We start from the raw sequence: 12311 nt of genomic DNA on the forward strand, positions 1-12311 counted from the left end.
GAAGCCCCCAAGGCTCCCCGCAAGCGGACCGCCGCCAAGAAGACGGCCGAGGTCACCGAGACCCCCGCCGCCACCGAGGAGACCCCCAAGGCCCCCCGTAAGCGGACCGCCGCGAAGAAGACGGCCGCCGCCGTCGTCACCGAGGCGCCCGCCGCCGAGGAAGCCCCCAAGGCTCCCCGCAAGCGGACCGCCGCCAAGAAGACGGCCGAGGTCACCGAGACCCCCGCCGCCACCGAGGAGACCCCCAAGGCCCCGCGCAAGCGGGCCACCGCGAAGAAGACGGCCGCCGCCGTGGCGCCGGACGCGTCGGAGCCGCAGAAGGCGACGACGACCCGACGCCGCACGGTGAAGAAGGCCGTCGCCGAGGCTCCGGCCGAGGAGGCGCCGAAGGCTCCGCGCAAGCGGGCCGCCGCCAAGAAGGCCGCCCCGGCCCAGCCGGAGGCGTGACGACGGGCCCGGACGACCGGGCATGACGGCGGCCCGGCCCCCCCACCAGGGGCCGGGCCGCCGTCGTGTTCCCCGGGCCCGCGGGCCCGGCCCCGGCCCGGAGCACCTCCTCCGGTTACAGTCCTTGCATGAGCAAGCCGCGCTCCCTGTCGCTGCCGCCCCGCACCCGGGCCCACCGCCTGGAGACGGTGCGCGGCGGATTCGCCGTGCTCGACACCGCCCCGGCGGGCGAGCGGCGCGGCACCGTCCTGCTGCTGCCCGGCTACACCGGCAGCAAGGAGGACTTCCTGGCGCTGCTCGGCCCGCTGAGCGAGGCCGGGTTCCGGGCCGTCGCCGTCGACGGGCGCGGGCAGAACGAGTCGTACGGCCCCCGGGGCCGCGCCGCCTACCGCCGCCGGGCCCTCGCGCTGGACGCGGTCGCCCAGGCGATGGCGCTGGGCGACGGGCCCGTGCACCTGCTCGGGCACTCCTTCGGCGGGCTCGTGGCCCGCTCGGCCGCGGTGCTCGCACCCCGGGCCTTCCGCTCGCTGACGCTGCTCTCCTCGGGACCGGGCAGGGTCGCCCGCCCCCAGCGGATCCGGATCCGGGCGCTGCGGGCCGGGCACGCGCTGCTGGCGAAGGAGCGGGTCTGGCAGACCACCCGGTGGCTGGACAGCCGCGGCGAGGAGCCGGACGAGGCGGTCGACTCCGTCGAGGTCACGGGCTTCCTGCGGCGGCGCTGGATGCTGACGAAGGTGGCCCAGCTGTCCGGCGCCGGCCGGCTGCTGCTGCGCGACCCGGACGGGCCGGCCGAGCTGGCCGGCCTGGCGCTGCCGGTGCACCTGGCGTACGGCTCCGACGAGATGGTCTGGCCGCCGGGCGAGCTGGCGGCGGTCGCCGCCCGTACCGGCGCGCACCACACCGTCGTCGCGGGCGCCGGGCACTCCCCCAACGTCTCCCACCCGCGCGAGCTGGCGGAGCGCCTGACCGCCTTCTGGGAGCGGGCGGACGCGGCGGGCGAGCGGGAGGAGCCCGTCCTCAGGGTCAGTACTGCGCCCTGAGGTGCTGCCAGAATCCGTCGCGCAGCGCGCGCCGGAGGGCGCCGTGGCCGCGCAGCGAGCGGCTGAGCCGGGTCTCGGCCTCGACGAGGAGGTCCTGGTCGACGGCGGCGGGGAGGTACGGGTCGCCGGGCAGGAGTTCGGCGAGCCGGTCGCGGCCCCGCTCGCCCAGCCAGGTGGCGGCGATCTGGGCGCCGACGAAGCGCACCTCGTCGCGCGAGGGCGGCGGCTCGGCCTCGTTCTCGTACATGCTGACGGGGCGCCGCGTGACGTAGGGCCGGCAGAAGTCCAGGTCGAAGGTGCGCTGGCTGTCGACCTCCCAGAGCAGGGCCTCGGCCTGGTTGGGTCCGTCGGCGGCCTCGATGCCCCAGAGGTGGACGCGGGCGCCGTAGCCCTGGGCCGCCTCGACCGCGGAGACGAGGTCCTCGTCGCCGCCGACGAGGGCGGCGTCGCTGATGGCGCGGTGGCGGGCGAGCGACTCCAGGTCGGTGCGGATGAGGGAGTCGACGCCCTTCTGCTGGTTGTTGGCGTTGAGGTTGCCGAGGCGGACCTTGACGTCGGGGAGCTCGGCGATCGACTGCTGCTCGGGGGTGTGGATGCGGCGGCGGGCGCCGTCGTACCAGTAGACCCGGAGCAGCCGGCTGTCGGCGAAGATCGTGCGGGCCGTGTCGATGAAGGCGTCGATCAGGCCCTCGGCGTCGAGGTCGAAGTTGCGCCGGTCCTCGGTGCCCGCGACCAGCAACCCGGCCGAAGCATGGACGTAACCGGCGTCGACGAAGATGGCGTGGGTGGACGGGGTCTTGGCCACCTCGGCCAGCATCCGCCGCAGGAGCTCGTTGGTGTGCTCCAGGCGGGCCTCCAGCGCGCCGAGGGCGCGTGAGGTGTCGTCGTCGGCGGGCGGGGCGGGGTGCGTGGCGTCGTTCATCGGCCCTCATTGTCCGCTGTGGGAGGGCGGGCCGCCACACCCGCTACCCATGAGTAGTTAGCCAGCCGAAAATTTTCTTTAGGCAAGGGAATGTTTCGGGTGGGGCCGCCGTTGAAGACAGATGTACACAGTCGTACACAGTTCTCCGCATGGAGGATCAACTCGGACGAAGGGAGAAGCCATGCGCTTCGAAATTCTGCGCCTCGACGACATCGACGGTACGCCCGTCGACTCGACCGTCGTGGACGCCGCCTCCGTCAACCGGATCGTGCAGCAGGCCGCGGCTATCGGCCAGCGCATCTGGATCCGACCCGCTGAGACCTCCGCCTCGTAACGGGGCAGGTCCACACCACGCACCGCGCCCCCGCGCGGACTCCGCTCGACGGAATCCGCACGGGGGCGCAGTGGTGTCCGGACCCGGGACGGGCCCCGGGGTGGGCCCAGGGCCGGCCCGAGGGTGGACCCAGGGTCGGCCCCGAGGGGGTCAGCTGCCCTGGATGACCTGGGTGACGCCGTTGATGATCTGCTGTACCGCGATCGCGGAGAGCATCATGCCGGCGAGCCGGGTCACGAGCACCACGCCGCCGTCCTTGATGACGCGGATGATCAGCAGCGAGTAGCGCATGGCCAGCCAGAGCACGAGGTGCATCGCGGCGATGGCGGCCCAGACGGAGACCTGGGCGGCGGCGCTGTCGGCGTGCTGGACGGCGAGGATCACCGAGACGATGGCGCCGGGCCCGGCGAGCAGCGGCATGCCGAGCGGCACGAGGGCGACGTTGACGTCCTTGGTCTGCTTCGGCTCGTCGGTCTTGCCGGTGAGCAGGTCGAGCGCGATGAGGAGCAGCAGGAGGCCGCCCGCGATCATGAGGGCGGGGACGGAGACGTGCAGGTAGTCCAGGATCTGCTGGCCGAGGAGGCCGAAGACGGTGATCACGCCGAAGGCGACGGCGACGGCCTGCCAGGCCATCCGGCGCTGGACCTTGGCGGGGCGGCCGGAGGTCAGCGCGAGGAAGATCGGCGTGATGCCGGGCGGGTCCATGATCACGAACAGGGTGAGGAAGAGCGAGCCGAAGACGGCGACGTCGAACACGGTGGGGTGCCTTGCGGTGAGGTCGAACGGTGGGGTGGGGGCACCCGGATCCGGAACTCTGCGTTCCGGCTCTGGGGCAGGAGAGTGGCCTCCCCCGCGCGGCGGACACGCGGGGACGGGGGAAGAAGGAGGGGCGGCGGACAGCACCGCGCCCCGCCGTCAGGCGACGACGGGGAGGGCGGCCCGCTAAAGGCCCTAGGCCGGGACTCCGCCGGCGCCGGGGACGGGGAAGGCGCCGGTGGCACGGCGGGTGATCTCGCCGTAGATCTCGGGGTCGGTGGTGAACTCGCCGAGCCGGCAGGTCTTGCGGCTGCCGTGGTAGTCGCTGGAGCCGGTGACCAGCAGGCCCAGCTCCTTCGCGAGCCCGCGCAGCCGCGCCCGGGTGGGCGCGTCGTGGTCCATGTGGTCGACCTCGATGCCGTCGAGCCCGGCCGCGGCGAGGGCCGCGATCGCGGACTCCGGCACCACCTGGCCGCGCTTGACGGCGGCCGGGTGGGCGAAGACCGTGACGCCGCCGGCCGCCTTCACGAGGCGGACCGCGTCCACCGGGTCCAGCTCGTGCTTCTGCACGTGGGCGCGGCCGCCGTCGGCGAGCCACGCGGTGGTGAAGGCCCCGGAGACGTCGGGGACGACACCGAGCTCCACCAGCGCCTCGGCGACGTGCGGCCGGCCGACCGAGCCGTCGCCGGCGATCCGGGCGACCTGCTCCCAGGTCACGGGCACGCCCAGCTCCTGGAGCCGGCCGACGATGGCGCGGGCGCGCGGCACCCGGTCGTCGCGGACCAGCTCGCGCTCGGCGAGCAGGGCCGGCTCCTCGGGGTCGAAGAGGTACGCGAGCATGTGCAGGCCGATGCCGTCGAGGCGGCAGGAGAGCTCGGCGCCGGGGACGACGGTCAGCCCCTCGGGTGCGGCGGCGATCGCCTCCGCGTGCCCGCGGGTGGTGTCGTGGTCGGTGAGCGCGACGACGTCGAGCCCGGCCGCGGCGGCGTTGCGCACGAGCTCGGCGGGGGTGTCGGTGCCGTCGGACGCCGTGGAGTGGCTGTGCAGGTCGATGCGCACGACGCGGTTCTCCAGGGGCTCGGCACGGACGGGGCGACGCTCCAGCATAACGGGCGGCGCACACCGGAATGTACGGATCCGACCCGCGGTGAGCCCATTACGTCGCCGGGTGGGTCCGTACGCCCTCCCGGGCGGCGGACGTGCCGTCAGCCCAGCAGGCGCGGAGTGAGCGCCCCGCAGGGCAGCAGCTCGACCTCGGCACCCGCGTCCCGCAGGTCGGTGAGGACGAGCTCGTCGTACATCAGCAGTCCGGACTGCTCGGGCCAGACGATCGCCCAGAGCCAGAGCCCGCGGGCCTCGCCGGCGAAGACGGCCCGGTCGTGCGGGGTGCCGGTGACGTGCCAGAGCGGAGTGGGGCGGCCCGCGGCGAGGACCTTCGCCTGCGGGGGCTTGTCGATGGCGATGCCGGAGCCGGGGTCGGGGCCGTCGATGCCCGCGTACCGGGCGCCGAGGCCGACGCCCAGCTCCTCGGCGACGAGCAGCAGCTCGCCGATCCCGCCGAGCGGGCCGGGCCCGGAGCAGGCGACGGCGGTGGCGCGACCGCCGCTGCGGTCGTCACCGGCGTAGGCGACCCCGGTGAAGAGCCAGCCGACGGGGAGCGGCCAGGGCATCCAGACGGGCACCTGGGAGCGGTGCACGACGACGCCGAGGGCTTCGACACTGGGCGGGATCACGGGCTGCAGCGGATGCACGGGCCCGTGGACGTCGCACTGCCAGGAGTCGGCGAAGAGACCGGGCGCCCTGACCCGACCACCACACTTCGGACAACTGGGTTCGCCCCTCATAGGGCTCAACGGTCCTACCGCGCGCGCCTCCCGTCAAGAACGGCCGCGCCCCGATCACCCGTCCGGCCCGCGCCCCCTCACCCGGGCGCCCGGGCCCTCAGTCCAGCGCCACCGAGCCGCGCAGCGGGTCGCGCAGGTCGGTGCCCCTGGCGAGCCAGCGCTCCTCCAGGGCCTGCGCCCCGTGCACCCGCTTCCAGGCGGCCTCGTTCGGCGTCATCGGGAGCAGCGGCAGGAACCGAACCGGGTCCAGGGGCTCGTTCAGATCCAGGTCCTCGACCAGTCCGCCGGACTCCGCGACCAGGACCGAGCTGAAGCCGGCCCCCGGCCACAGCGGCTCGCCCAGGTCGAGCGAGGCACCGGGGGCCACGACGACGCCTTCCACCTGCGGGGTGGCGGCGAGCACCGCCAGCGGGCGCAGCACCTTGTCGGTGTCGGCCCGGCCGAGCCGGACGGTCAGGACCAGCTCGGCGCGCGGCCCCTTCACCGGGTCGGCGAGGGCGGCGGTCGGGTCGGCCATCGGCGCGGCGGACATGCCGAGCGTGGCGTAGCGCACGAGCCCCGCCGCCGCGTCGACGAAGCGGAGCACCTCGATGCGGTCGGTGCCGAGGAAGGTCACTGCGGCCCGCGCGTCCGGTTCACCCAGGGCCGTGCGCAGCCGGGCCTCGACCAGTGCAAGAACTTCTCCCATGCGGCGAGCATAGATCGCGCATGGAACGGGCAAAGTAAGGGATTGACCCTCGGTCGGCTGATAGTGTTGGCCAGTGGTCGGGTTTCCCGACTGCTCGTCACACGTCGTCCCTCACGAGGGACCGGCCGGAGGAGGTGGGACTGCGATGGATCGAAGTCGATCGGGCAGTACCAGCCGCTCTTCCGCCGCACCGCACCCGAGCCCGGTGCGTTCCTCTCTCCGGTGAACCCGGGTCCCTGAACCGCGGACCCCCTTCTCCGGCATCGCGTCCGACGGAAGAGCACTCCCCTCTTTGCCTGTCTGTGTTGCGAACGCCGTCGCCACGAGCCGCCGGTGCCGCCCGCTTTGTGGACGAAGCTCTCTTCTCGCCCTCATTCCGGGTTGCGCCACGCTCTCGTCGACGGCCTGTCCGTGAAGGAGAGCACGCCCATGTCGATGATCCGCGACCTGCGCGCCGCCGTTCGTCCGAGCCTGCGCCAGAGCCCCCGCAAGACCCCGACCACGTACACGAACTACGACCCGACCCGCGACCACTCGGCCTCCAGCGCCATCGTCGACTGCGCGGTCTACCGCGACGGGGAGCGGGTCGAGGACCGCGCCTGCCTCACCCCGCGCGGCGCGATGGCGCAGGTGCGGGAGTCCGGCGGCTTCGCGTGGATCGGTCTGCACGAGCCGACCGAGGCCGAATTCGCCGGTATCGCCGCCGAGTTCGGGCTCCACCCGCTCGCCGTCGAGGACGCCGTCCACGCCCACCAGCGGCCCAAGCTGGAGCGGTACGACGACACCCTCTTCACCGTCTTCAAGACGATCCACTACGTCGAGCACGCCGAACTCACCGCCACCAGCGAGGTGGTGGAGACCGGCGAGCTGATGTGCTTCACCGGACCCGACTTCGTCATCACCGTCCGGCACGGCGGCCAGGGCTCGCTGCGCAACCTCCGCCACCGCCTCCAGGGCGAGCCCGAACTCCTCGCCAAGGGCCCCTCCGCCGTCCTGCACGCCCTCGCCGACCACGTCGTCGACGGCTACATCGCGGTCGCCGACGCCGTCGAACTCGACATCGACCAGCTGGAGATCGACGTCTTCTCGCCGGCCACCAAGGGCTCCAAGCGCGGCACCGACACCGGCCGGATCTACCAGCTGAAGCGCGAGGTGCTGGAGTTCAAGCGGGCCGTCACCCCGCTGCTGCGCCCGATGCAGCTGCTGAGCGAGCGGCCCATGCGGCTGGTCGACCCGGACATCCAGAAGTACTTCCGGGACGTCGCCGACCACCTCGCCCGCGTCCAGGAGCAGGTCGTCGGCTTCGACGAGCTGCTGAACTCGATCCTCCAGGCCAACCTGGCGCAGGCGACCGTCGCGCAGAACGAGGACATGCGCAAGATCACCTCGTGGGCGGCGATCGTCGCCGTCCCCACGGCGGTCTGCGGCGTGTACGGCATGAACTTCGACCACATGCCGGAGCTGCACTGGAGGTACGGCTACCCGATGGTGCTCGGCGGCATCGCCGTCATCTGCTTCACCATCCACCGCACGCTGAAGCGCAACGGCTGGCTCTGACGGGCCTGCCGCTAGGCTGCGGGCCATGACAGAAGAGCTGTTCCTCGTCGAGGAGGCCACCAAGAAGTCCGGCCTCGTGTGGGTCCGGGGCACCGGGCCCGCCCGGGCGCTCTGGCACGTCTGGCACGACGGTGCCGCCCTCGTGGTCGGCGACGGGCCCGGCGAGCAGCCACTGCCCGGCCTCGCCGACGGCGCCACCGCCGAGGTCACCGTCCGCAGCAAGGACAAGGGCGGCCGGATCGTCTCCTGGACGGCCGCCGTGCGCCAGCTCGTCCCCGGCACCGAGGAGTGGGACGCGGCCGTCGCCGAACTCAAGGGCAAGCGGCTGAACGCCCCCGACGGCGAGGCCGTGCCCGAGCGCTGGGCGCGCGAGTGCCGCGTCCTGCGCCTCGACCCGCGCACCGCCACCACCGACCTGCCGGACGGCTCCCTCGCCGCCGTACCCCTGCCGTCCGGGGCGACCACCCGCCACCCGATCCCGGCCGCCCTGCCGAAACTGCTGTTCCGGCGCAGGCGGAAGGGCTAGCCCTCAGGTCCGGGGCAGCTGGCGGCCGTAGTCGAGGGTCTCTTCGCGGCCCGGCTCGGTCAGGGGGAAGTCCGTGTCCCACTCGGTGAGCACCACCAGGCCCGCTCCCCCGCCCCGGGCGAACTGGAGCGGGTACGGGGAGCCCTCCAGGGCCACGTCGAGGGTGCCGCCCTCGCCGTCCGGGCCGCCCTTCACCTTCACCGTGCGGACGCCGCCGATCTGGTCCCGGTCGCCCTTGACGACGTCCCCGTGCAGCCCGATGAGGCCGCTCAGCAGCTGGTTCATCTCGGTGAAGCCGCGCAGCTGCTTGTAGGAGGGGTCGTCGCTCGGCACCTTCACGTACATGTCGTCCAGCTTGTCGGCGGCCTCCGTGTCGGCCTCGCTGGGCTTGTCGTCGCCCTGCTCCTCGTGCGTCCAGAAGCCGGCGTCCGCCTTGAGGTAGAGCGCGTCACCGACCCGCAGCAGCTCGAAGGTGCTGTTCTTCGTGGTGACCGAGCCGGCTCCGCCGTTCCGCTTCAGCCGCATGTTCAGCTTGAAGGTGCCGCCCTTGCTGACCAGGGTGCCGGAGAGCCTGACCGCCTTCGCCGTGCCCGCCGCCGTGCGGGCCTCGCGCTCGATCTCGGACGCCGGCAGCCTCCCGACCCCGTTCGTCCCCTCGTCCGGGTCGGCCCCGCAGGCCGTGAGGCCCACCGTGAGACCCGCGCACAGGGCCAGCGGCACGAAGGTCCTGCGGAAGCGGGCGGCGGGGGTGAGGGAGGGTCGTGCCGACGGGATACGCGATGACGGGGTGCGGACGGTCACCTGCGCTGCCTCTCGTTCTTCGGTGGGGGAACGGCCCCGGCCGTGCAGACACGGCGGAAGGGGCCGCCGGGGTGGGCCGGACGCGCCGACCGGTGCCGGTGGGGGGCGGCAGTCCGCAGCGTACCCGGGCGGACCCGGCGTCCCCGCAGGCAGCCGGACGGCGGCGCTGCCGGAGCGGGGTGGAACACCACGGGCTAGCCTGAACCGTGCGAAGCCCGACAAGGGCCCCGCAACGGACGCGCAGGCCCCGCGGGCGGCGCGGCGACCCTGGATCGTGCGGCACCGAGGAGGCGCGAGGCATGGCGGCAGGCGCCCCCCGGATCTTCGTCTCCCACCTCGCCGGCGTGGCCGTCTTCGATCCCGTCGGCGATCAGGTGGGCCGGGTCAGCGACGTGGTGGCGATGCTCCGCGTCGGCCGCCGTCCGCCCCGGCTGCTCGGGATGGTCGTGGAGGTGCTGAGCCGGCGGCGGGTCTTCGTCCCGATGACCCGGATCACCGGAGTCGAGTCCGGCCAGGTCATCACCACCGGCGTGGTGAACATGCGCCGCTTCGAGCAGCGGCCGACCGAGCGGCTGGTCCTCGGCGAACTCCTCGACCGCAGGGTGACCCTGGTCGAGACCGGCGAGGAGGTCACCGTCCTCGACGTCGCCATCACGCAGCTGCCCGCCCGCCGCGACTGGGAGATCGACCGGGTCTTCGTCCGCCGGGGCAAGGGCGGCGCCCTGCGCCGCAAGGGCGAGACGCTGACCGTGGAGTGGTCGGCGGTCACCGGCTTCTCCCTGGAGGAGCACGGGCAGGGCGCCGAGAGCCTGGTCGCCACCTTCGAGAAGCTGCGCCCCGCCGACCTCGCCAACGCGCTGCACCACCTCTCCCCCAAGCGGCGCGCCGAGGTCGCCGCGGCCCTCGACGACGACCGGCTCGCCGACGTCCTGGAGGAGCTGCCGGAGGACGACCAGGTGGAGATCCTCGGCAAGCTGAAGGAGGAGCGGGCCGCGGACGTCCTGGAGGCGATGGACCCGGACGACGCCGCCGACCTCCTCAACGAGCTGCCGGAGGACGAGAAGGAACGGTTGCTCACCCTGATGCAGCCGGACGACGCGGCCGACGTGCGTCGGCTGATGTCGTACGAGGAGCGGACGGCGGGCGGTCTGATGACGACGGAGCCGATCGTGCTGCGCCCGGACGCCACCGTCGCCGACGCGCTCGCCCGGGTGCGACAGCAGGACCTGTCGCCGGCGCTCGCGGCGCAAGTGTACGTGTGCCGGCCGCCGGACGAGACGCCGACCGGGAAGTACCTGGGCACGGTGCACTTCCAGCGGCTGCTGCGGGATCCGCCCTTCACCCTGGTCAGCTCGCTCGTCGACAGCGACCTGCCGCCGCTCGGCCCGGACACCCCGCTGCCGGCCGTGACCAGCTATTTCGCCGCGTACAACCTGGTGGCGGCGCCGGTCGTGGACGAGAGTGGCTCCCTGCTCGGCGCGGTCACCGTGGACGACGTGCTCGACCACCTGCTGCCGGACGACTGGCGGGAGACGGAGTTCCACGAGGAGGGGGTGCGCGGTGGCTGAGCGGTCGCAGGAACGGGACCGGGACCGGGAGCGGGAGCGCGACCGGCAGCTCCCCCGCATCCGGCTCGACCAGCCCCGGATCCGCCGCTCGCGCCTGCTGCCGGAGTACGACCCCGAGGCGTTCGGGCGCATGTCGGAGCGGATCGCGCGGTTCCTCGGGACGGGCCGGTTCATCGTCTGGATGACGGTGATCATCATCGCCTGGGTGGTGTGGAACATCTTCGCCCCGGCGTCGCTGAAGTTCGACGAGTACCCCTTCATCTTCCTGACGCTGATGCTCTCCCTCCAGGCCTCGTACGCGGCTCCGCTGATCCTGCTGGCGCAGAACCGGCAGGACGACCGGGACCGGGTCAACCTGGAGCAGGACCGCAAGCAGAACGAGCGCTCGATCGCCGACACGGAGTACCTGACCAGGGAGATCGCGGCGCTCCGGATGGGCCTGGGCGAGGTCGCCACCCGGGACTGGATCCGCTCCGAACTCCAGGACCTGGTGAGGGAGCTGGAGGAGCGCGGGCGGGATCGCGGTCTATTCCCGCCGGACGGCGAGCGGCGGAGTGACGTACCCGACCGTTGACAGCCCTTTCATGGCTACGTGGTCGTCGCCGTACCATCAGACCTATGGCTACGGAAGACGCGGTGCTCGAGGCACTGGCGACGGTGAACGACCCCGAGATCAATCGTCCGATCACTGAGCTCGGCATGGTCAAGTCGGTGGAGATCGAACCCGACGGCAAGGTCGCGGTGACGGTCTACCTGACGGTCTCCGGCTGCCCGATGCGCGACACCATCACGCAGCGCGTGACCGAGGCCGTCTCCCGCGTCGAGGGCGTCACCGGCGTCGACGTGACGCTGGACGTGATGAGCGACGAGCAGCGCAAGGAGCTGGCGGCGGCGCTGCGCGGCACCACCGCCGAGCGCGAGGTGCCGTTCGCGAAGCCGGGCTCGCTGACCCGGGTGTACGCGGTCGCCTCCGGCAAGGGCGGCGTCGGCAAGTCCTCGGTGACGGTCAACCTGGCCGCGGCGATGGCCGCCGACGGTCTGAAGGTCGGCGTCGTCGACGCGGACATCTACGGCCACAGCGTGCCGCGCATGCTGGGCGCGGACGGGCGTCCGACCCAGGTCGAGAACATGATCATGCCGCCGTCGGCGAACGGCGTGAAGGTCATCTCGATCGGCATGTTCACTCCGGGCAACGCGCCCGTGGTGTGGCGCGGCCCGATGCTCCACCGCGCGCTCCAGCAGTTCCTGGCGGACGTGTACTGGGGCGACCTGGACGTCCTGCTGCTCGACCTGCCCCCGGGCACCGGCGACATCGCGATCTCCGTCGCGCAGCTGGTGCCGAACGCGGAGATCCTGGTCGTGACGACCCCGCAGCAGGCGGCGGCCGAGGTCGCCGAGCGGGCCGGTTCGATCGCGGTGCAGACCCATCAGAAGATCGTCGGCGTGGTGGAGAACATGGCGGGCCTGCCCTGCCCGCACTGCGACGAGATGGTGGACGTCTTCGGCACGGGCGGCGGCCAGCTGGTCGCCGACGGCCTCTCCCGCACCACGGGCACGACGGTCCCGGTCCTGGGCTCGATCCCGATCGACGTACGGCTGCGCGAGGGCGGCGACGACGGCCGCCCGGTCGTCCTGTCGAACCCGGAGTCGCCGGCCGGTGCGGCCCTGCGCTCCATCGCCGGAAAGCTCGGCGGCCGCCAGCGCGGTCTCTCGGGCCTGAGCCTGGGCATCACGCCGCGGAACAAGTTCTGACCCCGGGGCGGACCCGGACACGTCCGGCCGCCGACGGACACGGCGAAGGGCGCCCCGGTGCGGGGCGCCCTTCGGC

Annotated in this window: 13 protein-coding genes and 1 pseudogene; 8 read left to right on the forward strand and 6 right to left on the reverse strand. The window is 73.1% G+C overall.

Annotated features, from left to right (window positions below; translation table 11 throughout):
• Nucleotides 1–447: pseudogene (locus ACFYT9_RS33615) on the forward strand (DEAD/DEAH box helicase); the annotation flags it as partial.
• 128 nt (nucleotides 448–575) lie between these two features.
• Nucleotides 576–1487 (forward strand): alpha/beta fold hydrolase, encoded by a 912-nt coding sequence (locus tag ACFYT9_RS33620; protein ID WP_389169727.1) that lies wholly within the window; start codon nucleotides 576–578, stop codon nucleotides 1485–1487.
• On the opposite strand, the gene ACFYT9_RS33625 is transcribed toward ACFYT9_RS33620, so the two are convergent.
• Nucleotides 1471–2409 (reverse strand): NYN domain-containing protein, encoded by a 939-nt coding sequence (locus ACFYT9_RS33625; RefSeq protein WP_387270709.1) that lies wholly within the window; start codon nucleotides 2407–2409, stop codon nucleotides 1471–1473. The genes ACFYT9_RS33620 and ACFYT9_RS33625 overlap by 17 nt on opposite strands.
• Nucleotides 2410–2590: 181 nt before the next feature.
• On the opposite strand from ACFYT9_RS33625, the gene ACFYT9_RS33630 reads away from it, so the two are divergent.
• Nucleotides 2591–2743: a hypothetical protein gene (locus ACFYT9_RS33630; RefSeq protein ID WP_099054331.1), complete on the forward strand. Its 153-nt coding sequence runs from the start codon at nucleotides 2591–2593 to the stop codon at nucleotides 2741–2743.
• Between the two features lie 150 nt (nucleotides 2744–2893).
• On the opposite strand, the gene ACFYT9_RS33635 is transcribed toward ACFYT9_RS33630, so the two are convergent.
• From ACFYT9_RS33635 to ACFYT9_RS33650, 4 genes are all read right to left on the reverse strand, one after another.
• Nucleotides 2894–3499, reverse strand: coding sequence for a MarC family protein (locus ACFYT9_RS33635; RefSeq protein WP_387270708.1), 606 nt, complete (start codon nucleotides 3497–3499; stop codon nucleotides 2894–2896).
• 195 nt (nucleotides 3500–3694) lie between these two features.
• Nucleotides 3695–4558, reverse strand: a complete 864-nt coding sequence (locus ACFYT9_RS33640) for a PHP domain-containing protein (protein WP_389169891.1) — start codon at nucleotides 4556–4558, stop codon at nucleotides 3695–3697.
• A 146-nt stretch (nucleotides 4559–4704) separates the two neighbouring features.
• Nucleotides 4705–5343 carry a DUF6758 family protein gene (locus ACFYT9_RS33645; RefSeq protein ID WP_376597626.1) on the reverse strand — a complete coding sequence of 213 codons (639 nt, stop codon included), beginning with the start codon at nucleotides 5341–5343 and terminating at the stop codon, nucleotides 4705–4707.
• 97 nt (nucleotides 5344–5440) lie between these two features.
• Complete coding sequence (locus tag ACFYT9_RS33650; RefSeq protein ID WP_389169731.1) at nucleotides 5441–6031, reverse strand: suppressor of fused domain protein; 591 nt, start codon at nucleotides 6029–6031, stop codon at nucleotides 5441–5443.
• 429 nt (nucleotides 6032–6460) lie between these two features.
• On the opposite strand from ACFYT9_RS33650, the gene ACFYT9_RS33655 reads away from it, so the two are divergent.
• Both ACFYT9_RS33655 and ACFYT9_RS33660 read left to right on the forward strand, forming a co-directional pair.
• On the forward strand, nucleotides 6461–7588 hold the full coding sequence (locus ACFYT9_RS33655; RefSeq protein WP_376597630.1) for a magnesium and cobalt transport protein CorA: 1128 nt from the start codon (nucleotides 6461–6463) through the stop codon (nucleotides 7586–7588).
• 25 nt (nucleotides 7589–7613) lie between these two features.
• Nucleotides 7614–8114: a hypothetical protein gene (locus ACFYT9_RS33660; RefSeq protein WP_387270705.1), complete on the forward strand. Its 501-nt coding sequence runs from the start codon at nucleotides 7614–7616 to the stop codon at nucleotides 8112–8114.
• Nucleotides 8115–8117: 3 nt separating this feature from the next.
• On the opposite strand, the gene ACFYT9_RS33665 is transcribed toward ACFYT9_RS33660, so the two are convergent.
• Nucleotides 8118–8915 (reverse strand): hypothetical protein, encoded by a 798-nt coding sequence (locus ACFYT9_RS33665; protein WP_389169735.1) that lies wholly within the window; start codon nucleotides 8913–8915, stop codon nucleotides 8118–8120.
• A gap of 299 nt (nucleotides 8916–9214) precedes the next feature.
• On the opposite strand from ACFYT9_RS33665, the gene ACFYT9_RS33670 reads away from it, so the two are divergent.
• Genes ACFYT9_RS33670 through ACFYT9_RS33680 form a run of 3 tightly spaced genes read left to right on the forward strand, consistent with a single transcriptional unit; the run spans nucleotide 9215 to nucleotide 12235 of the window.
• On the forward strand, nucleotides 9215–10483 hold the full coding sequence (locus tag ACFYT9_RS33670; protein WP_376597640.1) for a magnesium transporter MgtE N-terminal domain-containing protein: 1269 nt from the start codon (nucleotides 9215–9217) through the stop codon (nucleotides 10481–10483).
• Nucleotides 10476–11057, forward strand: coding sequence for a DUF1003 domain-containing protein (locus ACFYT9_RS33675; protein ID WP_387270702.1), 582 nt, complete (start codon nucleotides 10476–10478; stop codon nucleotides 11055–11057). The genes ACFYT9_RS33670 and ACFYT9_RS33675 overlap by 8 nt, the downstream gene beginning before the upstream one ends.
• Nucleotides 11058–11101: 44 nt before the next feature.
• On the forward strand, nucleotides 11102–12235 hold the full coding sequence (locus ACFYT9_RS33680; RefSeq protein ID WP_376597644.1) for an Mrp/NBP35 family ATP-binding protein: 1134 nt from the start codon (nucleotides 11102–11104) through the stop codon (nucleotides 12233–12235).
• Nucleotides 12236–12311: the final 76 nt, after the last annotated feature.

Source organism: Streptomyces sp. NPDC004435 (genome assembly GCF_042873895.1).
Taxonomy (GTDB): domain Bacteria; phylum Actinomycetota; class Actinomycetes; order Streptomycetales; family Streptomycetaceae; genus Streptomyces.